At 69.1% G+C, this 25,347-nt stretch carries 26 protein-coding genes; 13 read left to right on the top strand and 13 right to left on the bottom strand.

Annotation, left to right across the window (positions count from 1 at the left end):
- Positions 1 to 3: 3 nt before the first annotated feature.
- The 9 genes from NOCYR_RS16200 to NOCYR_RS16160 form a co-directional block, all read right to left on the bottom strand.
- Entirely contained in the window at positions 4 to 2,499 is a 2,496-nt protein-coding gene (locus NOCYR_RS16200; protein ID WP_014351473.1) for an NADH-quinone oxidoreductase subunit G, read from the bottom strand.
- Entirely contained in the window at positions 2,496 to 3,824 is a 1,329-nt protein-coding gene (nuoF, locus tag NOCYR_RS16195) for an NADH-quinone oxidoreductase subunit NuoF (RefSeq protein ID WP_014351472.1), read from the bottom strand. Before nuoF ends, NOCYR_RS16200 begins: the two co-directional genes overlap by 4 nt.
- Positions 3,821 to 4,540 carry an NADH-quinone oxidoreductase subunit NuoE gene (nuoE, locus tag NOCYR_RS16190; RefSeq protein WP_014351471.1) on the bottom strand — a complete coding sequence of 240 codons (720 nt, stop codon included), beginning with the start codon at positions 4,538 to 4,540 and terminating at the stop codon, positions 3,821 to 3,823. The genes nuoF and nuoE overlap by 4 nt, the downstream gene beginning before the upstream one ends.
- 70 nt (positions 4,541 to 4,610) lie before the next feature.
- A complete protein-coding gene (gene nuoD, locus NOCYR_RS16185; RefSeq protein ID WP_014351470.1) occupies positions 4,611 to 5,987 on the bottom strand; it encodes an NADH dehydrogenase (quinone) subunit D in 1,377 nt (458 codons plus the stop codon).
- Entirely contained in the window at positions 5,987 to 6,679 is a 693-nt protein-coding gene (locus NOCYR_RS16180) for an NADH-quinone oxidoreductase subunit C (RefSeq protein WP_014351469.1), read from the bottom strand. The genes nuoD and NOCYR_RS16180 overlap by 1 nt, the downstream gene beginning before the upstream one ends.
- Positions 6,676 to 7,230 (bottom strand): NuoB/complex I 20 kDa subunit family protein, encoded by a 555-nt coding sequence (locus tag NOCYR_RS16175; RefSeq protein WP_014351468.1) that lies wholly within the window; start codon positions 7,228 to 7,230, stop codon positions 6,676 to 6,678. Before NOCYR_RS16175 ends, NOCYR_RS16180 begins: the two co-directional genes overlap by 4 nt.
- A gap of 70 nt (positions 7,231 to 7,300) precedes the next feature.
- Positions 7,301 to 7,681 carry an NADH-quinone oxidoreductase subunit A gene (locus NOCYR_RS16170; protein WP_014351467.1) on the bottom strand — a complete coding sequence of 127 codons (381 nt, stop codon included), beginning with the start codon at positions 7,679 to 7,681 and terminating at the stop codon, positions 7,301 to 7,303.
- 305 nt (positions 7,682 to 7,986) lie between these two features.
- Entirely contained in the window at positions 7,987 to 8,322 is a 336-nt protein-coding gene (locus NOCYR_RS16165; protein ID WP_231856121.1) for a hypothetical protein, read from the bottom strand.
- Between the two features lie 156 nt (positions 8,323 to 8,478).
- A complete protein-coding gene (locus tag NOCYR_RS16160; RefSeq protein ID WP_228780353.1) occupies positions 8,479 to 9,354 on the bottom strand; it encodes a LysR family transcriptional regulator in 876 nt (291 codons plus the stop codon).
- 124 nt (positions 9,355 to 9,478) lie between these two features.
- Between NOCYR_RS16160 and NOCYR_RS16155 the strand changes: the two genes are divergently transcribed.
- Genes NOCYR_RS16155 through NOCYR_RS16135 form a run of 5 tightly spaced genes read left to right on the top strand, consistent with a single transcriptional unit; the run spans position 9,479 to position 14,367 of the window.
- Complete coding sequence (locus tag NOCYR_RS16155; protein ID WP_014351464.1) at positions 9,479 to 10,921, top strand: form I ribulose bisphosphate carboxylase large subunit; 1,443 nt, start codon at positions 9,479 to 9,481, stop codon at positions 10,919 to 10,921.
- A 27-nt stretch (positions 10,922 to 10,948) separates the two neighbouring features.
- A complete protein-coding gene (locus NOCYR_RS16150) occupies positions 10,949 to 11,371 on the top strand; it encodes a ribulose bisphosphate carboxylase small subunit (protein ID WP_014351463.1) in 423 nt (140 codons plus the stop codon).
- Positions 11,361 to 12,380, top strand: a complete 1,020-nt coding sequence (locus NOCYR_RS16145; RefSeq protein WP_014351462.1) for an AAA family ATPase — start codon at positions 11,361 to 11,363, stop codon at positions 12,378 to 12,380. The genes NOCYR_RS16150 and NOCYR_RS16145 overlap by 11 nt, the downstream gene beginning before the upstream one ends.
- 15 nt (positions 12,381 to 12,395) lie before the next feature.
- Positions 12,396 to 13,448, top strand: a complete 1,053-nt coding sequence (locus NOCYR_RS16140) for a class 1 fructose-bisphosphatase (protein WP_014351461.1) — start codon at positions 12,396 to 12,398, stop codon at positions 13,446 to 13,448.
- A gap of 40 nt (positions 13,449 to 13,488) precedes the next feature.
- Positions 13,489 to 14,367 (top strand): phosphoribulokinase, encoded by an 879-nt coding sequence (locus tag NOCYR_RS16135; RefSeq protein ID WP_014351460.1) that lies wholly within the window; start codon positions 13,489 to 13,491, stop codon positions 14,365 to 14,367.
- 24 nt (positions 14,368 to 14,391) lie between these two features.
- On the opposite strand, the gene NOCYR_RS16130 is transcribed toward NOCYR_RS16135, so the two are convergent.
- Positions 14,392 to 14,769, bottom strand: coding sequence for a PLD nuclease N-terminal domain-containing protein (locus NOCYR_RS16130; protein ID WP_014351459.1), 378 nt, complete (start codon positions 14,767 to 14,769; stop codon positions 14,392 to 14,394).
- Between the two features lie 122 nt (positions 14,770 to 14,891).
- Positions 14,892 to 16,160, bottom strand: coding sequence for a DNA polymerase IV (dinB, locus tag NOCYR_RS16125; protein WP_014351458.1), 1,269 nt, complete (start codon positions 16,158 to 16,160; stop codon positions 14,892 to 14,894).
- A 108-nt stretch (positions 16,161 to 16,268) separates the two neighbouring features.
- On the opposite strand from dinB, the gene NOCYR_RS16120 reads away from it, so the two are divergent.
- The 3 genes from NOCYR_RS16120 (at position 16,269) to NOCYR_RS16110 (ending at position 18,864) form a co-directional block, all read left to right on the top strand.
- A complete protein-coding gene (locus tag NOCYR_RS16120) occupies positions 16,269 to 16,679 on the top strand; it encodes a BlaI/MecI/CopY family transcriptional regulator (RefSeq protein WP_014351457.1) in 411 nt (136 codons plus the stop codon).
- On the top strand, positions 16,676 to 17,623 hold the full coding sequence (locus NOCYR_RS16115) for a M56 family metallopeptidase (protein ID WP_014351456.1): 948 nt from the start codon (positions 16,676 to 16,678) through the stop codon (positions 17,621 to 17,623). The genes NOCYR_RS16120 and NOCYR_RS16115 overlap by 4 nt, the downstream gene beginning before the upstream one ends.
- A gap of 131 nt (positions 17,624 to 17,754) precedes the next feature.
- Complete coding sequence (locus NOCYR_RS16110; RefSeq protein ID WP_014351455.1) at positions 17,755 to 18,864, top strand: DNA glycosylase AlkZ-like family protein; 1,110 nt, start codon at positions 17,755 to 17,757, stop codon at positions 18,862 to 18,864.
- 72 nt (positions 18,865 to 18,936) lie between these two features.
- On the opposite strand, the gene NOCYR_RS16105 is transcribed toward NOCYR_RS16110, so the two are convergent.
- The gene (locus NOCYR_RS16105; RefSeq protein WP_014351454.1) at positions 18,937 to 19,689 is read right to left on the bottom strand and encodes a TetR/AcrR family transcriptional regulator; all 753 of its coding nucleotides are present in this window, start codon (positions 19,687 to 19,689) and stop codon (positions 18,937 to 18,939) included.
- Between the two features lie 113 nt (positions 19,690 to 19,802).
- On the opposite strand from NOCYR_RS16105, the gene NOCYR_RS16100 reads away from it, so the two are divergent.
- The 3 genes from NOCYR_RS16100 to NOCYR_RS16090 are packed head-to-tail and all read left to right on the top strand — an operon-like array spanning position 19,803 to position 22,052.
- Entirely contained in the window at positions 19,803 to 20,765 is a 963-nt protein-coding gene (locus NOCYR_RS16100) for a daunorubicin/doxorubicin resistance ABC transporter ATP-binding protein DrrA (RefSeq protein WP_014351453.1), read from the top strand.
- On the top strand, positions 20,762 to 21,598 hold the full coding sequence (locus NOCYR_RS16095; protein ID WP_014351452.1) for an ABC transporter permease: 837 nt from the start codon (positions 20,762 to 20,764) through the stop codon (positions 21,596 to 21,598). The genes NOCYR_RS16100 and NOCYR_RS16095 overlap by 4 nt, the downstream gene beginning before the upstream one ends.
- A 49-nt stretch (positions 21,599 to 21,647) precedes the next feature.
- Positions 21,648 to 22,052, top strand: a complete 405-nt coding sequence (locus NOCYR_RS16090) for an NUDIX hydrolase (RefSeq protein ID WP_014351451.1) — start codon at positions 21,648 to 21,650, stop codon at positions 22,050 to 22,052.
- Between the two features lie 23 nt (positions 22,053 to 22,075).
- Here the strand turns inward: NOCYR_RS16090 and NOCYR_RS16085 are convergent, their stop codons facing one another.
- Positions 22,076 to 22,276, bottom strand: a complete 201-nt coding sequence (locus NOCYR_RS16085; RefSeq protein ID WP_014351450.1) for a hypothetical protein — start codon at positions 22,274 to 22,276, stop codon at positions 22,076 to 22,078.
- A 456-nt stretch (positions 22,277 to 22,732) separates the two neighbouring features.
- Between NOCYR_RS16085 and NOCYR_RS16080 the strand changes: the two genes are divergently transcribed.
- Both NOCYR_RS16080 and NOCYR_RS16075 read left to right on the top strand, forming a co-directional pair.
- Positions 22,733 to 24,823, top strand: coding sequence for a PEP/pyruvate-binding domain-containing protein (locus tag NOCYR_RS16080; protein WP_014351449.1), 2,091 nt, complete (start codon positions 22,733 to 22,735; stop codon positions 24,821 to 24,823).
- Positions 24,820 to 25,344, top strand: coding sequence for a hypothetical protein (locus NOCYR_RS16075; RefSeq protein ID WP_014351448.1), 525 nt, complete (start codon positions 24,820 to 24,822; stop codon positions 25,342 to 25,344). Before NOCYR_RS16080 ends, NOCYR_RS16075 begins: the two co-directional genes overlap by 4 nt.
- Positions 25,345 to 25,347 lie beyond the last annotated feature (3 nt).

Here is a 25,347-nt window from a genome sequence, read left to right as displayed (position 1 = left end):
GGATCAGTCATCGCCTTCGACCTCCATCGTCAGCCCGGCCCGCCGCAGCTGGACCACGCCACCCGGGTGCGTCGCGAGCGCGGCGTGCACCGGATGGCCCGGTGCGTGCAGCGGCACCCACACCACGCGGTCGGGCATCTCGGTGATCACCAGGGGCAAGGTGAGCGCGCCGTGTTCGGTGGCGACGGTGACCGGTTCACCGTCGGCGGCGCCGATCTCGGCCGCGGTGGCCGCCGACAGGCGCAACACCGCCGGGTGTGCGGTGCCGGCGAGGTTCGGTTCACCGTCCTGCATGCGCCCGGCGTCGAGCAGCTGCCGCCATCCGGCCAGGACCGCGGTGCCCGGACCCGGGCGGGTGACCGGATGCGGCAGATGCGCCGGCGCCGGGGCGGGCGAGCCGTTCCAGGCGCCGAGTCCGGCGAGTTCGGCGCGGGCGGCGGTGGCATCGGGCAGCCCGAGGGGCGTGCCCATCTCGGCGGCCAGGGTGTGCAGCACCCGCTGATCCGACAGCGGCGCCGCCGTGCGGCAGACGGTGGATTCGCCGAGCGCGGCCGCGAAGGCGCGCGGCCTACCCTCCCAGGTCAGGAAGGTTCCCGCCTTCTCCATGGCCGAGGCCACCGGGAACACCACATCGGCGCAGTCGGTGACCTCGCTGCGGCGCAGTTCCAGGCTGACCACGAACGGTGCCGCCCGGACCGCGGCCAGCGCGGCCGCCGGATCCGGCAGATCGGCGAGCTCGACACCACCGACCACCAGGGCTCCGAGTTCGGTTGCCGCAGCCAGGATCCCGGCCGTATCGCGGCCGGCGGCCACCGGAACCTCACCACCCCAGACCTGGTGCACCTGACGTCTGGCCTCCGGATCGCACAGCGGGCGCCCACCCGGCAGCAGTCCCGGCAGCGCGCCGGCTTCGATCGCGCCGCGTTCGCCGGCCCGCCGCGGTACCCACGCCAGCGCGGCGCCGGTGTCGTCGGCCAGTCGCGCGACCGCCGACAGCGCACCGGGAATTCCGGCCAGTCGCTCACCCACCATGATGACCGCCCCGGGCTGCCGCAACAGCCGGGACAGCTCGACCAGACGAATGGAATCGACGGTGGCGCCGGTGGTTTCGCGTGATTGCGGGCCGCCGGCGCGGATCGCCTCGAACACGTGCGGTTCGGCACCGGGGACGGTGGGCAGCAAGGTCGCCGACATGCGCTCGACCCCGCGGGAGGCGTACGCGGCCAGCGCGTAGATCGGCAGGCCCCGCTTGCGGGCGGCCTTGCGCAGCCGCAGATAGACGATGGGCGACTCTTCCTCCGGCTCGAACCCGGCCAGCAGCACCACCGGTGCGGCTTCGAGATCGTCGTAGCCGACGGTCAGACCCTGTCCGGCCACCCGCGCGGCCAGGAAGTCGGCTTCTTCGGCCGAATGGATCCGCGCGCGCATATCGATGTCGTTGGTGCCCAGCACCAGCCGCGCGAACTTGCTGTAGGCGTAGGCGTCTTCCATGGTGACCCGCCCGCCCACCAGCACACCGGTGTTCGGGCCCGCCGCCGCCAGCCCGCGCGCGGCCACCGCCAGCGCCTGTGACCACGGCGCCGGTGCGAGCTCGCCGTCGGATCCGCGCACCAGCGGCGTGGTCAACCGGTCGGGCTCGGTGGCGTAGGCGAAGGCCCAGCGGCCCTTGTCGCAGTTCCATTCCTCGTTGACCTGCGGGTCGTCACCGGCGAGGCGGCGCAGCACCTTGCCGCGCCGGTGATCGGTGCGCTGCGCGCATCCGGAGGCACAGTGCTCGCACACATTCGGGCTCGACACCAGGTCGAACGGGCGGGCCCGGAACCGGTAACTGGTGCCGGTGAGCGCGCCGACCGGGCAGATCTGCACGGTATTGCCGGAGAAGTACGAATCCAGCGGTGCGGCCTGCGCGGTACCCACCTGCTGCAGGGCGCCACGATCGAGCAGTTCGATGAACGGATCGCCGGCGATCTGCTGGGAGAAGCGGGTGCAGCGCGCGCACAGCACACACCGTTCCCGGTCCAGCAGCACCGCCGTGGACAGCGGGATCGGCTTGGGGAAGGTGCGTTTGACGCCGTCGAACCGCGATTCGGCCGAGCCGGTGGACATCGCCTGGTTCTGCAGCGGGCATTCCCCGCCCTTGTCGCAGACCGGGCAGTCCAGCGGATGGTTGATCAGCAGCAGCTCCATCACCCCGCGCTGAGCCTTCTCCGCCGCGGTGGAGCTGAGCTGGGTGTGCGCGACCATGCCGTCGGAGACCGCCATGGTGCACGAGGCCACCGGCTTGCGCTGGCCGTCGACCTCCACCAGGCATTGACGGCACGCGCCCACCGGTTCGAGCAGCGGATGATCGCAGAAGCGGGGGATCTGGATGCCGATCAGTTCGGCGGCCCGGATGAGCAGGGTGCCCGCCGGCACGCTGACGGTGGTGCCGTCGATGGTGACGCTGACGAGGTCGGCGGGCATCACGCCGCTGGTATCGGTGCGCACGGTCGCGGTCATCGGATCACCTCTCGGGAATCGCTGTCGGCCCACGCGGTGGTGCGCGCCGGATCGAACGGGCATCCGCCGCGGCGCAGATGCTCGGCGTATTCGTCGCGGAAGTACTTCAGCGAGGACACGATCGGGCTGGCCGCGCCGTCGCCGAGGGCGCAGAAGGATTTGCCGTTGATGGAGTCGCAGATATCGAGCAGCTTGTCCAGGTCGGCCGCGGTGCCCTTGCCCGCTTCCAGTCGGGTGAGCAGCTGAACCAGCCAGTAGGTGCCCTCACGGCAGGGCGTGCACTTACCGCAGGATTCGTGGGCGTAGAACTCGGTCCAGCGCAGCACCGCCCGCACCACGCAGGTGGTGTCGTCGAAGATCTGCAAGGCCTTGGTGCCCAGCATCGAGCCGGCGGCGGCGACGTTCTCGTAGTCGAGCGGCACGTCCAGGTGTTCGGCGGTGAACAGCGGGGTGGACGAACCGCCGGGCGTCCAGAACTTCAGCTCGTGTCCGGCCCGCACGCCACCGGCGTAGCCGAGCAGCTCACGCAGCGTCACCCCGAGCGGCGCCTCGTACTGGCCGGGCCTGGTGACATGCCCCGACAGCGAATACAGCGTGAACCCGGGCGATTTCTCGCTGCCCATGGACCGGAACCAGGCGATCCCGTTGCGGATGATCGGCGGGACGCTGGCGATGGATTCGACATTGTTGACCACCGTGGGGCAGGCATACAGACCCGCGACGGCCGGAAACGGCGGACGCAGCCTGGGCTGGCCGCGCCTGCCCTCGAGCGAATCGAGCAGCGCGGTTTCCTCGCCGCAGATGTAGGCGCCTGCCCCGGCGTGCACGATGAGCTCGAGGTCGTAGCCGGACCCGAGGATGTCGCGGCCGAGCAACCCGGCCTCGTAGGCCTCGGCGACCGCGGCCTGCAACCGGCGCAGCACCGGCACCACTTCGCCGCGCACATAGATGAAGGCGTGGCCGGCGCGGATGGCGTAGGCGGCGATGATGACACCCTCGATCAGCGCGTGCGGGGTGGTGAGCATCAGCGGAATGTCTTTGCAGGTGCCCGGTTCGGACTCGTCGGCATTGACGACCAGGTAGTGCGGTTTCATCGTGCCGTCGGGTTCGGGGCCCTGCGGGATGAAGCTCCACTTCATCCCGGTGGGGAAGCCGGCGCCGCCGCGTCCGCGCAGGCCGGCGTCCTTGACGGTGCTGATGACCTGATCGGGCGACATGCCGAGGGCGATGCGCAACGCCTGATAGCCGTCGTGGCCGCGGTAGGTGTCCAGCGTCCACGAATGCGGGTCTTCCCAATGGCGGGTGAGTACCGGAGTGAGTGTCACTGCTGCTCGCCCTCCGACCGGTGCTGTGCGTCGGGCGCGTGCATGCCGTGTTCGCGTGCGGTGTGCAGACCGGCCAGCGTGGCCGGGCCGGGAATACCGTCCAGTGCGCCGGGGCGTTCGTCGGGGAAGCCGGCCAGGATACGAGCGGTCTCGCGGAAGGTGCACAGCGGTGCGCCGCGGGTCGGCGTGACCTGCGCGCCCGAGCGCAGCGAATCCACCAGGGCCCGAGCCGATTCCGGGGTCTGGTTGTCGAAGAACTCCCAGTTCACCATGATGACCGGCGCGAAATCACAGGCCGCGTTGCACTCGATGTGTTCGAGGGTGATGGCGCCGTCGTCGGTGGTCTGGCCGTGCGCGATCCCGAGATGCTCGCGCAGGGCGGCCAGGATGGCGTCGCCGCCCATCACCGCGCACAACGTGTTGGTGCACACGCCGACGTGGTACTCGCCGGTGGGTGTGCGCCGGTACATCGAATAGAAGGTCGCCACCGCGGTGACTTCGGCGGCGGTCAAACCCAGCTGTTCGGCGCAGAATTCGATGCCGGTGCCCGAGACGAACCCTTCCTCGGACTGCACCAGATGCAGCAGTGGCAGCAGCGCCGAGCGCGGATGCGGATAGCGGGCGATGATCCGCGCCGCGTCGCCGGCCAACCGCTCATGCACCTCCTCCGGATAGGGCGCGGGTTTGGTGGTCAGCCGCAACAGGATCTCGGTCATCGGGCCTCCTTCGCCGCCTGCGGATGCTGTGGTCGCCGGCAGAGGCCGCAGCGAAGGCGGAGGTATCGCCTCATCGGTCCACACCGCCCATCACCGGGTCGATACTGGCGACGGAGGCGATGACGTCGGCGACCATGCCGCCTTCGCACATCGCCGCCACCGCTTGCAGATTCGTGAACGAGGGGTCGCGGAAATGCACCCGGTACGGGCGGGTGCCACCATCGCTGACCATGTGCACGCCGAGTTCCCCGCGCGGTGATTCGACAGCGCTGTACACCTGCCCGGCCGGGACCCGGATGCCCTCGGTGACGAGCTTGAAATGGTGGATGAGCCCTTCCATCGACGTGCCCATGATCTTGCCGATGTGTCGCGGCGAATTGCCCAGCCCGTCGGGGCCGAGGGCCAGGTCGGCGGGCCAGGCGATCTTCTTGTCGTCGATCATGACCGGACCCGGCCGCAGCCGGTCCAGGCATTGCTCGACGATCTTCAGCGATTCCTTCATCTCTTCCACCCGGATGACGTAGCGGCCGTAGCAGTCGCAACCCGTGGTGGTCGGAATGTCGAATTCGTAGGTCTCGTATCCGCAGTACGGCGCGGCCTTGCGCAGATCGTGCGGTAGGCCGGTGGCGCGTAGCACCGGGCCGGTGATGCCCAGCGCCATGCATCCGGTGAGGTCCAGGTAGCCGATGTCCTGGGTGCGGGCCTTCCAGATCGGGTTCTGGGTGAGCAGATGTTCCATATCGCGCAGGCGTTTCGGTAACAGCGCCAGTAGTTCGCGCACCTTGTCGACGCCGTTGTCGGGCAGATCCTGGGCGAGCCCGCCCGGCCGGATGTAGGCATGGTTCATGCGCAGGCCGGTGATGGTCTCGAAGACGTCGAGGATCAGTTCGCGCTCGCGGAAACCGAACAGCATCGGGGTGAGCGCGCCCAGCTCCATCCCACCGGTGGCCAGTGCCACCAGATGCGAGGAGATCCGGTTGAGCTCCATCAGCAGCACCCGGATGACGGTGGCGCGCTCGGGAATCTGCTCGGTGATGTCGAGCAGCTTCTCCACCCCGAGGCAGTAGGCGGTCTCGTTGTAGAACGGCGACAGATAGTCCATCCGGGTCACGAAGGTGACGCCCTGGGCCCAGTTGCGGAATTCCAGGTTCTTCTCGATGCCGGTGTGCAGATAGCCGATGCCGCAGCGGGCTTCGGTGACGGTTTCGCCCTCGATCTCCAGGATCAGTCGCAGCACGCCGTGGGTGGACGGATGCTGCGGCCCCATATTGACGACGATGCGTTCCTCGCCGGCGCCGCGCAGGGCCTCGGCGACCTCGTCCCAATCCTGGCCGCCGACGGTCACCGTCGTCGGCTCGGGCGCCGGTGTTTGATCGGAGGTCTGCCGGTGGGCAGCACCGAGGTCGTCGGTGTCGGTTCCGGTGGCGTGGGTGTCGGTGTTGTTCATCAGCTGTAGGCCCTCCGCTCGTCGGGCGGCGGGATGCGCGCGCCCTTGTATTCGACCGGGATCCCGCCGAGCGGGTAATCCTTGCGCTGGGGGTGTCCGCGCCAGTCGTCGGGCATGGTGATGCGGGTCAGCGAGGGATGCCCGTCGAACTGGAGGCCGAAGAAGTCGTAGGTCTCGCGTTCGTGCCAGTCGGTGGTGGGATACACCCGGTACAGCGAGGGGATGTGCGGATCAGCGTCGGGTGCGGAGACCTCGACGCGCAGCCGCCGCCCGTGGGTGATCGACATCAGGTGATACACCGCGTGCAGTTCGCGTTCGGCGTCGTCGGGGTAGTGCACGCCGTTGACGCCGAGGCACAGCTCGAAACGCAAGGCCGGATCGTCGCGCAGCGCGCGGGCCACCGCGACCAGCTCCGCCCGCCGCACGTGCAGGGTGAGTTCGTCGCGGAACACCACCACTTTCTCCACGGCGGCATCGAAGTCCAGACCGACCTCGCCGAGGGCATGACGCAGCGCGTCGACGATGGCGTCGAAGTAGCCACCGTAGGGAGGGGCGCTCCCGCCGGGGAGGCTGACCTGGCGGATGAGCCGGCCGTAGCCGGAGGTGTCGCCGGTGCCCGCGGCGCCGAACATGCCGTGGCGCACGCCGATCACCTCGTCGCCGGCGCCGCCGCGGGGATCCTCGGCCGTCATCGCAGCAGCCCTTCCATCCGGATGGTGGGGGTGGCGGCGAGGGCGGCCTGCTCGGCGGCGCGGATGGCTTCTTCGCGGTTGACGCCCAGCGGCATCTGCTGGATCTTCTCGTGCAGCGCGATGATCGCGTTGAGCAGCATCTCCGGCCGCGGCGGACAGCCGGGCAGGTAGATGTCGACCGGCACGACGTGGTCGACGCCCTGCACGATGGCGTAGTTGTTGAACATGCCGCCCGAGGAGGCGCAGACCCCCATGGCCAGCACCCATTTCGGTTCGGTCATCTGGTCGTAGACCTGACGCAGCACCGGCGCCATCTTCTGGCTGACCCGCCCGGCGACGATCATCAGATCGGCCTGGCGGGGAGAGGCGCGGAAGGCTTCCATACCGAACCTGGCGAGATCGAATCGCCCGGCGCCGGTGGCCATCATCTCGATGGCGCAGCAGGCCAGCCCGAACGTGGCAGGCCACAGCGAGCCCTTGCGTAGATAGCCCGCCATCGATTCGACGGTGCTGAGCACGAAACCACTGGGCAGTTTTTCTTCGAGACCCATAATCGACTGCTTCTCCTGGATCGTCCCCGCGGGGCGGGGAGCGCGGTGGGAATGTTCGGCGCCGATCTGCTCAGTCCCAGCTCAGGCCGCCTCTGCGCCATTCGTAGGCGTAGGCGACCGAGACATTGACGATGAACAGTGCCATCGCGGCCAGACCGAACAGACCGAGCGAATCGAAGTGAACCGCCCACGGATACAGGAACACGATCTCGATATCGAAGATGATGAACAGCATCGCGGTGAGGTAGTACTTCACCGGGAAGCGTTGCCCGGTAACGTTTCCCGGCCCGCCGGCCACGGCGTGCGGTGTCGGCTCGATGCCGCATTCGTAGGGTTCGAGCTTGGCCCGGTTGTAGCGTTTCGGCCCGATGAGGGACGCGATCACCACCGAGCCCAGCGCGAACGCGGTGGCGATCGCGCCGAGTACGAGAATCGGCACCTCGGTATTCACGACTGCACTTCCCCTCCTTGCGAACGGGGCGGGCGGGGTTGCCGTCCGTCCTCGAACGGGGTGCGGGCGGTCGATGCGGTGGTCCGCGTCGCCGGGGTCGCGTCATCGCCGCGGTGGGCGAGGGTGGGCTGATCCGAACCTGGCGCTGCGGGTCGTCATGTCATCTCCCGCGCTCATGTGAGCTAGAGCACAGCCTACAACCGTTCCGGGGCCGGACCCGGCGATTCGTCGCGGTCTTTGATCGAATTAGGCACTGACATTTATGACCGAAACGGGGCAATCCGCGGGCGCGTCGTCTCCGCAGTTCAGGCGGCCGGACGGCCGCGCAGCAGCCCGACCACGGTGTCGGTGATCTGGATCGGATCGATCGGATGGGTGGCCGTCGCCTCCGCCCGCGACCAGCGGGCCAGCCATTCGTCGTCGGGGCGTCCGGTGAGCACCAGCAGCGGTGGGCAGTGCGCGAGTTCGTCCTTGAGCTGTTTGGCGATCCCGAGACCGCCCGCCGGGGTGGCTTCACCGTCGAGGATGGCCAGATCGATGCCGCCGGCGTCCATCTGCGCGAGCACCACGTCGGCGGTGGCGACCTCGAGGTAGTCCAGCTCGGGTAGGTCCGGATGCGGCTGTCTGCCCAGGGCCAGCATCACCTGGCTCCGGGTGTCGGCGTCGTCGCTGTAGACCAGGACCCGCAGCGCGGCGGGATCTTTCGCATCGGCCACGTCGGCATGGTACGTCCGCGGGTGGGTGCTCGGTGGCAGGTTCGCCGAGATCGGCCGTGTCGCGGTGGCACGGGCGGTGGATCAGGTCGGGCGGAAGGCGTCGGCGCCCACCCGGCCGGGATCGAGCAGGTGCGCGAGGAACAACCGGGTGGTGGGGCTGGGGTTGCGGGTGGTGATGGCATGCCAGGGCCGGTCCAGCGGGGTGCCGTCGACCGGCAGCACGCGCAGGGCGCCGGAGTCGAGGTGCTCGCCCACGGCGTCGCCGTGGATGAGGGTGACGCCGAGCCCCTCGCGCGCGGCGGCGAGGACGGCCCCGTGCGAGCCGAGGGTGAGGGTGGGCGGGTCGATCTGCAACTGGGCCAGCAGGCTCAGGGTGGCTTCCCTGGTGCCCGATCCGCGCCCGCGTAGCAGCCAGGTCGAGCGCATCGGGTCGCAGGCGCGTCCGGTGGGGCCGACGACGACGAGCCGGCTCGGCCGCCGTGCGCGGGTGACCAGACCGGTGTCGCGCGGTGGTCGACCGGCGATGACGAGATCGGTTTCGTGGTGCTGCAATTCGAGGAACAGCACATCGCGCGGATGGATCGACAGGCTGAGTTCGATTTCCGGGTAGCGGCGGCGGAATCCGGCCAGCGGCCGCAGCAGCACGTACTCGCCGGCGGTGGCGACCACGCCGATGCGCAGGCGCCCGGATTCGGCGCGGCGCACCGCGGCGTGGGCCTCCTGCATCAGTCCAAGGATGCCACGGCAGTAGTCGGCATAGACCCGACCCGCCTCGGTGAGAGTGATGCCGCGGCCGGATTTCGCGATGAGTTTGGCGCCCAATTGTTTCTCGATATGGGCGACGGCAGCGGAGACGGCCGCCTCGGTGACGTGCAGCTCGGTCGCGGCGCGGCGGATGCTGCCGGTGCGGGAGACGACGAGGAAGGTTTCCATCCTTGCCGCACTTACTCTCCCCATTGAAAGACGGTAGCAAACCTGATGAAACGGTTGAGTTTTTCGGCAAACATTCAAATTGTTTGTCCTGTCCGGCGCCGTCATCCTGGAAATCGCAAGGCGTTCACCCCCGTGAGCAGGAGGAATGATGGCCGAAGAAACCGTGCGGGATCGTTGGGATCCGGGTGTCCAGTCCTACGCCTCGATGGGGTACTACGCACCGGACTACCAGCCCTCCGACACCGATGTGCTGGCCGTGTTCCGGGTGACCCCGCAGCCGGGGGTGGATCCGATCGAGGCCGCCGCGGCGGTGGCCGGCGAATCCTCCACCGCCACATGGACGGTCGTGTGGACCGATCGGCTCACCGCGCACAGCAAGTATCAGGCCAAGTGTTATCGCATCGACGAGGTGCCGGGCCGGCCGGGGGAGTACTTCGCCTACGTCGCCTACGACCTCGATCTGTTCGAGGAGGGTTCGATCACCAATCTCACCTCGTCGGTGATCGGCAACGTCTTCGGTTTCAAACCATTGCTGGCGTTACGGCTCGAGGATATGCGGATTCCGGTCGCGTATGTGAAGACCTTCCAGGGGCCGCCGCACGGCACGGTGATGGAGCGGGAGTATCTGAACAAGTACGGCCGCGCGCTGCTCGGGGCGACGGTGAAACCGAAACTCGGGCTGTCGGCCCGCAATTACGGCCGGGTGGTGTACGAGGCCTGCAAGGGCGGACTCGATTTCACCAAGGACGACGAGAACATCAACTCGCAGCCGTTCATGCGCTGGCGCGACCGCTACCTGTTCGCGATGGAGGGGGTGAACCGGGCGATGGCCGAGACCGGCGAGATCAAAGGCCATTACCTCAACGTCACCGCGGCCACCATGGAGCAGATGTACGAGCGCGCCGAGTTCGCCAAGGAACTGGGCAGCGTCGTCATCATGATGGACCTGACGGTGGGCTACACCGCCATGCAGTCGATGTCGCACTGGGCGCGGCGCAACGGCGTGCTGCTGCATCTGCACCGGGCCGGTCATTCCACCTTCACCCGGCAGAAGACGCACGGGGTGAGTTTCCGGGTACTGGCCAAATGGTGCCGGCTGATCGGGGTCGATCATCTGCACGCGGGCACCGTGGTCGGCAAGCTGGAGGGAGATCCGGCCACCACCAAGGGGTTCTACGACACCCTGCGCGAGAACGTCATCGCGACCGAGCCCGCCAACGGCATCTTCTTCGACCAGCACTGGGCCAGCCTGCCCGGTGTCATGCCGGTGGCCTCGGGCGGGATCCATGCCGGCCAGATGCATCAACTGGTCGAGCTGTTCGGCGATGATGTGATCTTGCAGTTCGGTGGCGGCACGATCGGTCATCCATTGGGAATAGCGGCGGGCGCCGAGGCCAATAGGGTGGCCCTGGAAGCGATCGTGCAGGCCCGCAACGAGGGTCGCGACCTGCTGCGGGAGGGACCGGAGGTGCTACGCAAGGCGGCCGCGGTCAACCGGCCACTCGACGTCGCGCTGGCGACCTGGGGTGAGGTCAGCTTCGACTACACCTCCACCGACGCACCCGACGCGGTGCCGACGGCGACCCATTGAGCGGCGAAAACCCCTGGAGGACATGCCATGTATCTGCGTCACGGAGCCTTCTCGTACCTGCCCGACCTGACCGACGCCGAGATCGGCGCCCAGGTCCGCTATGCCCTGCTCAACAATTGGCCGGTCTCGATCGAATACACCGACGATCCGCATCCGCGCAACGCCTACTGGGAGATGTGGGGGTTGCCGCTGTTCGATCTCGACGAACCCGACGGTGTGCTGGCCGAGATCAACGCCTGCCGGGCCACCTTTCCGCGCCACTACGTGCGGGTGCTGGCCTATGACGCCAGCTATGGCAGGCAGACCACGGCGCTGAGCTTCCTGGTCCAGCGTCCCTCGGACGAACCGGGTTTCGCGCTGCGTCGCGTCGAAGGTTCGGACCGGCGGCAGCGCTACAGCCTGCACTCCTACGCCACCGAGGCCCGCCCTGGTGCCCGCTATGCCGACTGATCGCGCGGGCACGGCGACCGGTTTCCGGCTGCACCGACCGGGGGTCGAGGACTCCCGGCCGGTGCGGGCGGTGCCTGCGGAATCGGCTGCGGCGGAACCGGAGGACGTGCTGGCGGCCGACGCCGTCCTCGATCTGGCCGCGGATGTGGCGACCGCGGATGTCGAGCAGGTGCTGACCGCCCTGGACGCCGAGCTGGTCGGTTTGACGAAGGTCAAGCGGCGGGTGCGCGAGATCGCGGCCCTGCTGGTGATCGAGCGCGCCCGGGCCCGGTTCGGCCTGGAGTCCTCGCGCCCCACCCTGCACATGAGCTTCACCGGCGGCCCCGGCACCGGGAAGACGACGGTGGCGCTGCGGATGGCGCAGATGTTGCACGCGCTCGGCTATGTGCGCGCACCCAAGGTGCACACCGTCACCCGCGACGATCTGGTCGGCCAGTTCATCGGCCACACCGCGCCGAAAACCAAGGAAGCGCTCGCCAAGGCCGCGGGCGGGGTGCTGTTCATCGACGAGGCCTACTACTTGTTCCGGCCGGAGAACGAACGCGACTACGGACAGGAGGTGATCGAGATCCTGTTGCAGGAGATGGAGAACGAGCGCGGGAGTCTGGTGGTGATCTTCGCCGGCTATCCCGATCGGATGGACCGGTTCTTCTCCGCCAATCCGGGCTTGTCGTCGCGGGTCGCGCACCATCTCGAGTTCGACGACTACACCCATGCCGAACTGCTGCGGATCGCCGAGTTGATGGTGGCGGGGGAGAACTTCCGGTTCGATGACGCCGCGCACACCGCCTTCGCCGAATACCTGACCGTCCGGATGAGCAGGCCGCGGTTCTCCAATGCGCGCAGCGTGCGCAATGCGATCGACCGCTGCCGGCTGCGCCAGGCCCGGCGGCTGGTCGATCTGGGTCGGCCGCTCACCAAGGGGGATCTGATCACGCTGACCGACCAGGACGTCTACGGCAGCAGTGTGTTCGGCGAGCCGGCCCCGGCGGACCCATCGAGCGGATGAGGAGAGCGCAGCGCGATGCCCGAAGGATGGAAGACCCTCACCCGCTACACGATCGAGCAGGAGCATCGGCATCCCGGCTCCTCGGGTGAGTTCTCGGCCCTGGTCAATGTGGTGGCGACGGCCACCAAGCTGATTGCCAATCAGGTGACCAGGGGCGCGATCCTGGCCACGCGGGGCGGTACCGAGGCGAGTGGCTCGCCCACCGCGCGCCGTGCGCTCGACGCGCTCAGCAACGACATCATGGTCACCGAGACGCAATGGACCGGGCATCTGTCGGCCCTGTTGTCGAAGCAGATGAGCCAGGTGCACCGGATCCCACAGGGGCACCGCCGCGGCAAGTACCTGCTCGCCTTCGATCCGCTGGACGGGTCCAGCAATATCGACGTGAATCTGCCGGTGGGCACCATATTCAGCGTCCTGCGCGCCGAGGAGGACGGCTTCTGCCAAGCCGGCACCCGCCAGGTGTGCGCCGGATTCACGCTCTACGGCCCGGCCACCATGCTGGTGCTGACCACCGGCAGCGGGGTCGACGGGTTCACCCTGGACCGGGAGATCGGCGCGTTCGTACTGACTCATCCGCAGATGCGTATCCCCGAGGACACCTCGGGATTCGCGATCAACGCGGCCAACGAACGATTCTGGGAACGCCCGGTGCGCCGGTATGTGCACGAATGCCTCGACGGCGTGGACGGTCCGCGTGGCCGCGACTTCAATATGCGCTGGGTGGCCTCGCTGGTCGCCGACACCTTTCACATCCTGACCCGGGGCGGGGTGTATCTGTATCCGCGCGATACCCGTCCGGCGGCCGGGCCGGGCCGGGTGGCGTTGCTGTACGGGGCCAATCCGATCGCCTTCATCGTCGAACAAGCCGGCGGCGCCGCCTCCACCGGTAGTGCGCGGGTGCTCGAGGTGACACCCGATGATCCGCATCAGCGGGTGCCGTTGATCTTCGGGTCCCGCAACGAGGTCGAACGGATCGAGCGCTATCACCGTGAGCCCGATGCGGGCCCGAACTTCGACACCTCGCTGTTCGGGACGCGCTCGCTGTTCCGTCCGGCCCGCCGGTAGCGGCGTCGAGTTCTGTTGTCCGGTCATCGAGGAGGGGCCCATGTCGGTCAAACATCCCGTCGTCGCCATCACCGGATCCTCCGGTGCCGGCACCACCAGCGTCACGCGGACGTTCCAGGAGATCTTCCGCCGGGAGGGGATCAATGCCGCGTTCGTGGAGGGCGATTCGTTTCACCGCTACGACCGCAACGAGATGAAGCTGGCGATGGCCGAGGCCGAGCAGAACCGCAACACCACCTTCTCCCATTTCGGGGAGGAGGCCAATCTGCTGGCCGAGTTGGAGCGATTGTTCCGCGACTACGGGCAGACCGGGGTGGGTGCGGTGCGCCGGTATCTGCACGACGAGCAGGAAGCCAAACCCTTCGGCCAGCCCGCGGGCACCTTCACCCCGTGGGAGGACCTTGCGCCCGGCAGCGACCTGCTGTTCTACGAGGGACTGCACGGTGCGGCCGTCACCGACACCGTCGATGTGGCGCGCTATACCGATCTGCTGGTGGGCGTGGTGCCGATCGTGAATCTGGAGTGGACGCAGAAGGTGATCCGGGACAAAACCGAACGCGGCTATTCCAGTGAGGCGGTGATTGATACGATCCTGCGCCGCATGCCCGACTACGTGAAGTACATCTGCCCGCAGTTCTCCCGGACCTACGTCAACTTCCAGCGGGTGCCGACCGTGGACACGTCGAATCCCTTCATCGCGCGGTCGATTCCGACGGCCGATGAGAGTTTCGTGGTGATTCGCTTCGCCGAACCGAAAGTGATCGACTTCCCGTATCTGCTGTCGATGCTGCACGACTCGTTCATGTCGCGGCCCAACTGCATCGTGGTACCGGGCGGGAAGATGGAACTGGCCATGCAGTTGATCTTCACGCCGCTGATCCTGCGGTTGATGGACAAGCGGCCCACCACGGCACGGTGATATCGACGGCGGTGCCCCGTGCGATCAGAGTTCGCCGGCCTCGTGGCGACGACGTTCCTCGGCCTGACGCTGCTCCTCCTGGCGGCGCGCTTCGCGACGCTGGGATTCGGCGCGTTCCCGCAGGCCGCGCAGGAAATCCTCGTCGTCGTCGGCATTGCGGGCGACGTGGCGGCCGGGCCGGTCGTATTCGGCGTAGCGGGTGGTGGAGCGTAGTCGCGGCTCATTCAGCGGACGGCCGGCAAACAACCACAGCAGCGCGCCGATGGTGGGAATGAGCACGACGACGAGCAGCCAGCCCATCTTCGGCAGATGCCGGATCCCGGTATCCGGGCAGGTGATGATGTCGACCAGGCAGTAGACCCACAGGGCCAGGGTGATGAAGCCGAGAATGGCGTACGGCATCGGTTTGGTTCTCCTCGGTGCGGCGGCGGACGGTGTGGCGGTTCGTCGGCCGCGGCTTCCCCCGAACCTGCCGGGATCAGAATACGACGAACGACGGTGGCGGGCAATCGTTGAGCAAACATTTAGTCGGGTAGTAGTGGCACGGACAGGCCTTCGCCGCGGCCGAGTAGCGCGGCCCGGGTGACGGCGCCGGAGCCGAAACGGCGGCGCAGATCGTCGAGGGCGGCGTCCAGTGGCGCGGTGGGGCGGGCCTCGAACGGCAGCGTCAACTGCACGGCGTCGGCATCGTCGAGATTGGTCAGGGCCAGCCCGATGAGGGTGATGCCGCGCTCCTGGATCAGCGGCAGGGTCTCGGTGAACAGGATTCGTGCGGCATACCGGATGGTTTCGGTGTCGTCGGTGGCACCGGCGAGAGTGTGCGAACGAGTGGCCCGGGTGAAATCGTCGAAACGTAAGCGCAGCACCACTGTTCGGCAAACCCGCTGCGCGCCACGCAGCCGCCGGCCCAGCCGGTCGACCAGGCCGTACAGGTAGGCGGCGAGCTCTTCGGGTGGGCGGGCACGGCGGCCGAGCGCGCGCTGGGCTCCGATCGAACGACGGCGCTTACCCGTCTCGACCCGGCGCGGATCACGGGCCCATGACAGGGCATACAGATGCCGGGCCGCGGCGGGGCCGAGCATGGACCGCAGACCCGATTCGCCGAGTTCGGCGAGCTGGCCGACGCGGGTGATGCCGTGCTGGTGCAGCGTCGCCGCGGTGACCACGCCGACACCCCACAGCCGCTCGACCGGCAGCGGATGCAGGAACTCCAGTTCCCGATCCGGTTCGACCAGGCGCAGGCCGTCGGGTTTGGCGACGGCGCTGGCCACCTTCGCCAAGAATTTCGTGCGCGCGATACCGACCGAGATGGGCAATCCGACCTCGGCCCGCACCCGGGCGCGCAACTCCTCGGCGATTCCCCGCGGCGGTCCCGCGATGCGGCGTAGACCGGCCACGTCCAGGAACGCCTCATCGATGGAGATGCCCTCCACCACAGGCGTGGTGTCGCGGAAGATCTCGAAGACCGCAGTGCTGGCCTCGGCATACGCCGACATCCGCGGCGGCACTACCACCGCGTGCGGGCACAATCGCAGCGCCTGGCCGCAGTTCATCGGCGTCCGCACACCCAGCGCCTTGGCCTCGTAGCTGGCCGCGAGCACGACCCCACCGCCGACGAGGACCGGCCTGCCGCGCAGTGCGGGATCGTCGCGTTGCTCGACCGAGGCGTAGAAGGAGTCCAGATCGGCATGCAGGATCGAGGCGTCGGCCCGCGCAACGATACGCGGACGGCGCGAGCGGGCGGGCTCGGCCGACCGGCCGGAAACGGTGGGCGCGGGATCGGACACGAACATATGTTCGCATGCGGGTCCGACAGGTTTCGCTGCCCGGCGTTTGCCGATCTACGGTTCGGGTACGTAGCAAGGGTGTTCGGCGAGTACGCTGAGCGCACGATGAGACGGATGCGGGCCAGTGATGAGGGAGTCGGCACGGTGCGTGGGTTCGGTGATCTCGAGGCGGTGATCATGGATCGGATCTGGGATCGGGACACCGAGACCACCAGCGTCCGTGACATTTACGAGGAGTTGTGCGCCTCCCGCGATATCGCGTACACGACGGTCATGTCCACAATGGACAACTTGCATCGCAAGGGCTGGCTGGCCCGCGAACGCGCGGGCAAGGCCTACCGGTACTGGCCGACGCTGACCCGCGAGGAGCACAGCGCCCGGCTCATGCTCGAGGCGCTGGGCTCGGGCGGGCGTTCGGATCTGGTGCTCAGCCACTTCGTCGACCGGATCAGCGACGAGGAATCGGCGGGGCTGCGCGCCGCGCTGCGGCGGCTGACGGCGCGTAAATCTCCGGGACCCGCGTGAGCCTGGCGTCCGCACTGCTGCTGTACGGAGCGCTCGTGGCTGCCGTCGGCCCGCCGGTGCTGCGCCGGCTGACCCGTTCCGGGACGGCGCCGCGTCTCGGCGTGCTGGCATGGGTGGTGACGGTGGCGGGCGCGCTGCTGGCCTGGACGTCGGCGGCCGCGCTGTTCGTGGTCGAATTCGCCACCGTGTGGCGCCACTCCGACGAAGCCATCCGCGCCTGCTACGCGGTATTCGGGATGCCGGTGCACCCCTATGACCATCCGGCGGGCCGTGTGGTGACCTTCGCACTCGCGCTGCTGGTCGCGATCGCCGCCGGCGCGCTGGGGTGGCGCAGCGTGCGGATGCTGCTGCGCATGCGCCGGCGCACCCGCGCACACGCCCGGGCGGTGCGCATGGTGGGCCGGCGCATGCCCGGGCTGCCCGCCGTGGTGCTGGACGCGCCGCAACCGCAGGCCTACGCCGTGCCGGGCCGTCCCGACACCATCGTCGTCACCACCGGTGCGCTGGCGGCGCTCACCGACGATCAGCTCGCCGCCGTCCTGGCCCATGAACGCGCCCACCTGTCCGGTCGCCACGGCGTGCTGAGCGCCGCGCTCACCGGCATTGCCGCGATGGCTCCGAGCGTCGGTGTGCTGCGGCATGGATCGACCGAGGTCGGCCGGTTACTGGAGATGTGTGCCGACGATACCGCCGCCCGCGAGCACGGTCGTGAGCCGCTGCTGGGTGGTCTGCTCGCCATCGTCGACGCCGGTACCCGCACCCCCGCAGGTGCGCTGGGTGCCGCGAGTACAGCGGTACTGGCGCGTGCCCAGCGATTGGCGTCGCCTGCGGGCGCCATGCGCCGGATGACCACGAGAACCGCTTTGCTCGGCGTGATCCTGACGACCGTCGGCGGATTGGTGACGGCCAGCGCGTGTGTGCTGTTCTGCGTGAGTGTCTTCTGAGTGGTCGGCAAGCACGGCGTCGGTAGATCTGGCGCGGTCGCAGCGGGATGAGGCGATGTGTCGGTGCCGGCGACTAGGGTCTGGGCAATGCCGGGTCGGGTCAGCCGGGCGGCCACAGAAGAGGTGTGCGGATGCGGGTGAGCTGGGATCAGGTCTTCGCCTGGCGGTTGCGGCGGCAGTTCGTGCGGCCACGCGCGGCGGTCGGCGTGGTCGATATCGCGGCGCGGCTGTGCGGACTGCAAGCGCAAGTGGCGTCCTCGGCCGAACTCGCGGCGGCACTGCGCACCAGCGCACCCGAAACCGGTGCTGTCACAAGAGCACTCGTCGAGGGTGAGCTGATCAAGACCTGGGCGATGCGCGGCACCCTGCACGCGATGATCCCGGACACGGCCGCCGCCTGTCTCGCACTGCTCGCCGCTACGCGGACCTGGGAAAAACCGGCCTGGCAGCGCACATTCGGCGCCACTCCCGAACAGATCGCCGCACTGGCCGACAAGGTCGGCGAGCTGCTCGAAGCCCAGGTCCTCACCCGCGAGGAACTGGTCGACCAGATCGTCGCCGATCCCGCCTTCGCCGTGCACGAGACCGAATTGCGTTCGGGCTGGGGCGCGGTGCTCAAACCGCTGGCCTGGCAGGGGGTGCTGTGTCACGGCCCGGCGCGCGGCACCAAGGTGAGTTTCACCAGCCCGGCCACCCTGCCCGGCTGGCGGCCGGTGACCGACGTCGACGCGGCCGCCCGCACCGCGATCACCGCCTACCTCGGCGCCTACGGCCCGGCCACCCCCGAGGCCTTCGACGCCTGGCTCACCCGCGGCGCGCACCGCAAGACCACGGTGCGCGGCTGGTTCGCCGACCTGGGGGAGGAGCTCATCGAGGTCGACATCGACGGTCGGCGCGCGTACCTGCGTGCCGAGCACGCCGACGAACTCGCCACCACCACGCCCGACGATTCGGTGCAGCTGCTCGGCGCGTTCGACCAGTACGTGCTCGGGCCGGGCACCGGCGATCAGGAACTGCTGCCGCCGGCCCATCGCGCGAAGGTGAGCCGGACCGCCGGCTGGATCGCGCCGATCGTGGTGGTGCGCGGGCGGATCGCCGGCACCTGGGAACTCACCGACGACGACGCGGTCGCGGTCGCCATGTTCGACGGTGCCCGCGTGCCCCGCGCCCGACTCGCCGACGCGGTCGCTCACCTGGCCGAGGTCACCGGACGCGGTCGCCTCACCATCCGGGCGAGCTGACCGACCGCTGACGCCGGCAAGGCGACGCTGCGGCGTCCCCTCCGGATCGACCGCACCGTGGCCCGGAGCCGGTCACCCCCGCGCGCGTTCCTCCACCAGATCCGCCAGCCCGTCCAGGATCCGCCGCAACCCGAAACCGAAATGATCGAAGTCCTGGTCGAAGGCGTTCTCCTCGAGCCCGGCCATGGTCGGGTACCGGCCGCTGTTCATTGCGCGCTCCAGCATCGGTAGCTGCGCCTGCCAGAACTCCGCGTCGGTCATCCCGGTGGTGCGCAGCGCCTCCTGCTGGAACACCTCGGTCCGGGCGGCGCCGACGACGAAGTTGTCGATCATGACGATCACCGAGATCAGCTCCACATCGGACAGTCCCATCGGTTTGATCGCCGTCAGCACCACCTCCATGCTCTCGACGGAGCCGGGCCCCATGATGGGCCGCGCCTGGTTGACGTAGAGCAACCAGGGATGGCGGCGATACAGCGCGAGCGTCTGCCGGGCGACGTGCTCGAGCGCGGCCCGCCACCCGCCGGAGCCGACCGGGAGATCGTGGTCGGGCCGCTGGACCCGGTCGAGCATGAGGTCGAGCAGTTCGGCCTTGCCGGGCAGGTAGCGGTACAGCGTCATGGTGCCGGTGCCCAGTTCGGTGGCGACGCGCCGCATGGTCACCGCCTCGAGGCCTTCGGCGTCGGCGATCTGCACCGCGGCCTCGACGATCCGGTCCAGCGTCAGACCCGGTTTGGGGCCACGGCTCGGCCGGGGGCCGGTCTCCCACAGCAGTTCGAGGGTGCGGTTGATATCGCCGCTGCCGCTGGTTTCCGTGCTCGCCATGGTCGTCACCCTATCGCCCGGCCGGACGCTCGAAAATTAACTGGGTACATCGTACCCGTATTGGGGTACGATGTACCCAGTTTTGATCTCGTCGCTTGGGTACGGAGGGTTGTGTGAGCGAATACGCCGTAGTGGCCGAAGGTTTGCGGAAGAGATACGGGGACAAACACGCCCTCGACGGGTTCGATCTGAGCGTGCGCCGCGGCACGGTGCACGGGCTGCTCGGACCCAATGGTGCGGGCAAGACCACCGCCGTGCGGATCCTGTCGACGCTGATCCGGCTCGACGGCGGCAGCGCGACGGTGGCCGGACTGGATGTCGCGCGTCAGCCGCGGGAGGTGCGCTCCCGGATCGGGTTGACCGGTCAGTACGCGGCCGTCGACGAAGTGCTGACCGGACGGCAGAACCTGGAGATGTTCGGCAGGCTGTTCCATCTGGGCGGTCGCCGCGCCCGTCACCGCGCCGCCGAACTGCTCGAGCGCTTCGACCTGGTGGAGGCCGCCGATCGCGGTGTCGGCAAATACAGCGGCGGCATGCGGCGCCGGCTCGACCTCGCCGCGTCGATGATCCTCGCGCCGGATGTGCTGTTCCTCGACGAACCCACCACCGGTCTCGACCCGCGCAGTCGCGGCGAGGTGTGGGAGTCGGTGCGCGCGCTGGTCGCCGACGGGACGACGGTGCTGCTGACCACTCAATATCTGGAGGAGGCCGACAAACTCGCCTCCCGCATCACGGTGATCGATGCCGGGCGTGCCATCGCCGACGACACACCCGACGGGTTGAAGAACACCGTCGGCGCCGACCTGATCGAAGTGGTGGCGGCCGATATCGCGGACCTGCCGGCAGTCGCGAAGGTGGTGGCGCGGGTCTGCGTCGGCGAACCGGAACTCGATGACGCCGAACGCCGGGTGCACGCCCCCGTGGCCGACCGGGTCGCCGCGCTCACCGAGGTGGCGCGGACCCTCCAGGATCAGGGAATCACGGTGGAGGACATCGGATTACGCCGCCCCAGCCTCGATGATGTGTTCCTGCAACTGACCGGCCATCGGGCCGCGACCGAGGAGGTGGCGGCATGACCGCGACGACCGAGACCGTCGACCTCGCACCGCTGCGTTCGCGCTCGCGCGGGTACTGGGTGGTGGCCGACTGCTGGAATGTGGTGCGGCGCGGCCTCACCCACTATCAGCGTCAGCCGGTGAATATCGCCTGGCAGCTGGGCTTTCCGATCCTGTCGGTGCTGCTGTACGGGTATGTGTTCGGTTCGGCGATGACGGTGCCGGGCGGCGGCGACTACCGCAGCTTCCTGATGCCGGGCATGTTCGCCATGACCATGGCGTTCGGCTTCATCAATACCGCGACGGTGATGGTCTACGACGCCACCAACGGCGTGATCGACCGGTTCCGCTCCATGCCGATGTCGCCGTCGGCGGTGGTGTCCGGCCGCGGGGTCACCGACCTGCTCGTCGCCTGCGCCGAACTGACGATCTTGATGCTCACGGCGCTGGTCATCGGCTGGCGGCCCGAAGGCGGAATCCTCGGGGTGATCGCGGCCTTCGTGCTGCTGCTGTGGCTGCGGTTCGCGCTGATCTGGGTGGGGGTGTGGCTGGGGCTGCTGGTGCCCAATCCGGAAGCCGCGGGCGGGCTGTTCGCGGTGGCGTTCCCGCTGACGATGATCTCCTCGATCTTCGTCGCACCGCAGCTCATGCCGGACTGGCTCGGCGTGATCGCGGCCTGGAACCCGATCTCCTCCACGGTCGCGGCCAGCCGGGAACTGTTCGGCACCCCGGTCGGGGCGGGGGATTCCTGGATCGAGCAGCACGCGGTGCTGATGGCGGTGGTCTGGCCGATCCTGATCACCGCGGTCTTCCTGCCGCTGGCGGTGCGCCGGTTCCAGCGACTCAGCCGCTGAACGGCCCATCGGCCCGGTGCGGATGGCGCCGGGCCGATAGGCTGCCACGGTGACCGACGGGCTGGTGGCTGAACTCATCGATACGGTGGCGTGGGTGCGCATCGAGGACGGCAAGATCCTGTGCGCGCGGCCGCGCGGCAAGGACGTCTTCTACATCCCCGGCGGTAAGCGCGAGGACGGCGAATCGGATTTGCAGACGCTGGTCCGCGAGATCGAAGAGGAACTGACCGTCGCATTGCTGCCGGAGACGGCCGCCCATGTCGGGGTGTACGAGGCGGCCGACGGGGCGGTCTCGGTGCGGATGAGCTGCTACACCGCCGACTATCGCGGCACCCTCACCGCCAGCAGTGAGATCGAGGCGCTGGCCTGGTTCGGCTACGCCGATCGCGAGTTGGTGCCGCCGGTCGACCAACTGCTGTTCGACGAACTGGCGGACGCCGGTCTGCTGCGCTGATCGGCCTCAGCCCTGGTCGGGATTCAGCACAGCGGTGCCTTCGAGCCCACCAGCTCGCCACGGAACAGGCACACGATCAACTGCACGAAATCGCGGGCGTAGGTCGCCGAACCGGAATCGGCGGAGCCGGTGGGCGCGGCCGTCGCCGTCGGAGCGGCCACGCCGACGCCGGTGGCGAGGGCGGTGGCGACGAGGGCCGCGGCACATGCGCGTCTGACAACCATGACGGACTCCATTCGGTCGAGGTGTGCCGCCAGTATCGGCTGTGCCTCGCGGCGGCGGCAGCCCCGATCTCTGGGGGCGAGAGGCGCGCGAGCGGCGTGGTCGCGCGGGGATTGCCGATGAATAACGTTGTGCGCGAGCACTACTCGGCTACGGGCGCGGCATCGTACCGTGAAGGATGGGTGAACTTCCAGGGGCTCGGCGCGTGAGCAGCGCGACGCCAAAACGAACGTTCCTTCCTTGACACCAGGGGGTCGGAGGGAAACACTGGAATTCACGTAAGTGGAGGACCCATCTCCTCTTAGGAGGTCATCGTGACCATACCCATGGCGTCGCCGCCGATTCAGCACTGCGCCGCCCCCGCACCGCCGGGACCGGAACCCGATCTCTGGCTGGACTGAGCGCGCCGGATCGGATTGATCGAAACAACGTCGTTTCCCCCTCGAAGGGTGCCTCCGATGACCGTCATCACCGTCCCGACCCGTCCGGGCATCGTCACACTCGCCGATCCACGCGCCCGCGACGCCGGCCTCACCGGCGCCAAGGCCGCCGCTCTCGCCGAGGCCGCGGCCATGGGACTGCCCGTGCTCGACGGATTCGTGCTCACCACCGCGTGGTCGGAGGCCGAGCATCCTCCGGAACTGTTGTGGCGCAAGCTCTCCGGTGGCGGCGAGCGTCCGCTGGTGGTGCGGTCCTCCTCGGTCGCCGAGGACGGCGCCGAACAGTCCATGGCCGGGATGTTCACCTCGGTGCTCGGCGTGCGCGGCTGGACGCATTTCCGCGACGCCGTCGACCGGGTGCTGGCCTCCGCTGCCGCACCCGCAGCCGGTGACGGCGCCGAGGCGGCGATGGCGGTGCTGGTGCAGCCGTTTCTGGCGGCGAGCTGGGGTGGGGTGATGTTCACCGCCGACCCCGTCACCGGGCGCACCGATCGGATGATGATCACCGCGGTGCGCGGCGGCCCGGACGCGGTGGTCAGCGGCACCGAGGACGGGTGGACGGCGCTGCTCACGCGATCGGGCCGGGTGCGCCGGGTCGTCGCGCAGGATGCGCCCGGGCTGCCCGCGGCGGTGCGGCGCAAGGTGGTGCGGATGGCGTTGCGCGCCGAGCGGATGTTCGGCGGCCCGCAAGACATCGAATGGGCGGTCGACGCCGGCGGTGCCGTACGGCTGTTGCAGGCCCGGCCGATCACCACCCTGCACGGCCGCGTCGCCGGGCCGATCCTCGGGCCCGGCCCACTGGCCGAGACCTTCCCCGACCCGCTGCGCCCGCTCGAACAGGACCTGTGGCTGAGCCCGCTGGCCGAAGGCCTGCGCGTGGCCCTGGAACTGACCGGCGCCGCACCCGCGCAACGCATCCGCGAATCCCCGATCGCCACCGCGGTACTCGGGGTCGCGGTCGCCGATCTGGAACTGCTCGGTGCCATCCGGCCGCGGCGCCGGCTGATCGACCGGCTCGACCCACGCCCGGGTGCACGCAAACTCGGCGCGGCCATGCGGGTGGGCCGGCTGGCGGCCGCGATGCCAGGGCTCGCGCGCCGCATCTGCGAACGGGTGGATGCCGACTTGGCGGAGGTGCCGCCGCTGACGGAGCTGAGCCGCGCTCAACTACTCGCCATCCTGGACAACGCACGCACCACACTCACGGCGCTGCACGGGTACGAAGCGCTGGCCGGAATGCTCGCGCGGGCCGATGAACCCGCGCCGACAGCAGCCGCGATGGCGCTCGCCGCGCTGCACCGAGCCCGGGCCGAGGCGGTCCCCGCCGACCGGGTTATCGAGGAATTCCCGGTGGTCCTCGCCCTGACGCCGCCCCGCATCGGCGAGCCCGCCGAACCACCGGACGCCGAGGGCGCCGACCTGCCGCCCGGCGACCACCCCGTCGGCGAATTGCCGCTCGCCCGTGAGGCTCTGCGCCTGCGGACGCGGTGGGTGCAGGAACTCGGCGCCCGGACGGCATGGGAGTTGGGGGCTCGGCTCACGGCCGACGGGGTGGTCGACTCGGCCGCGTCGATCGCGTTGCTGAGTTTGGATGAGGTGGTTGCCGCAGTCCGTGGGCATCGGTTGTCGCTTCCGACCATTTCGAGGCCACTTCCCGAAAGCGACGTGGACCGCCGCCGTACCGCGACCGACGAGACGGGCTCGCCCACCGACGCCGCCGTTCACCTACCCGCGCGGTTCCGGCTCGCCGAGGACGGCTGGCCGGTGCCCGTCGGCGAGCGGGCGGGTACCAGCGACGGCGGCGTGGGCGCCGGCGGTGGCAGCGGGCGCGGGGTGGTGCATATCGGCGAGAATCCACCGCCCGGATCGGTGCTGGTGGTGCGCCATCTGGATCCGCGGCTCGCGGTGGTGGTGCCGCGGCTGGCCGGGTTGATCGCCGAAACCGGCAGTCCGCTCAGCCATGTCGCGATTCTGGCGCGCGAGCAGGGGGTCGCGGTGGTCGTCGGGTATCCGGACGCCACCAGGCGCTTGCCGGACGGTGCGGTCGTCGAACTCGACGGGCGCACCGGCGCGGTACGAGTGAACGGCGACGCGGAGGTGCGGCGATGAACGCGCGCGGACTGGGCATGCTGCTGGCGATCGGCTCGCTGATCGCCACCGGCACTTACGTTTTCGTGTATCTGTACCGGTGGGAATGGAATCGGGCGATCCTGACCGCGACGCTGTTCATCGCGGCCGAGATCGCGCTGGTCGCGATGGTGCTGATCAAACGGTTGCGCGCCATTCAACGCGAGCTCGGCGACAGCGGCTACGACCGCAGCCGGGCCGAACGCGAACGCACCGCCCGCATCGTGCACGCCGCCGAACCGGCCTCCCAGGTCGGCTTCGCCTGGCTGGCCAAGCCGGATCGACTCTCGGTGTTCGTCCCGGTCCTGCTCGCCGGCGGAGTGCTGCTGACCGGAGTGGCGTGGCTGGTCGAACGCCTCGCCAGGATGACGGCGGGCCCGTCGGCCGAACGCCGCATCCTCGCCGGCCTCGACCGGTTGCGGTTGCCCGACGACGGATTCCTGACCCCCGCCCCCGACCGGCTCCAGCTGCTGCGCGGACCCCTGACCGATTCCCGGTGGTGAGCG

Origin of the sequence: Nocardia cyriacigeorgica GUH-2, from assembly GCF_000284035.1 — a bacterium.
In the GTDB taxonomy this organism is placed as follows: Bacteria; Actinomycetota; Actinomycetes; order Mycobacteriales; family Mycobacteriaceae; genus Nocardia; species Nocardia cyriacigeorgica_B.
The sequence above is the reverse complement of the archived record's forward strand: the minus strand, read 5'-3'. Positions and strand labels throughout refer to the sequence as shown.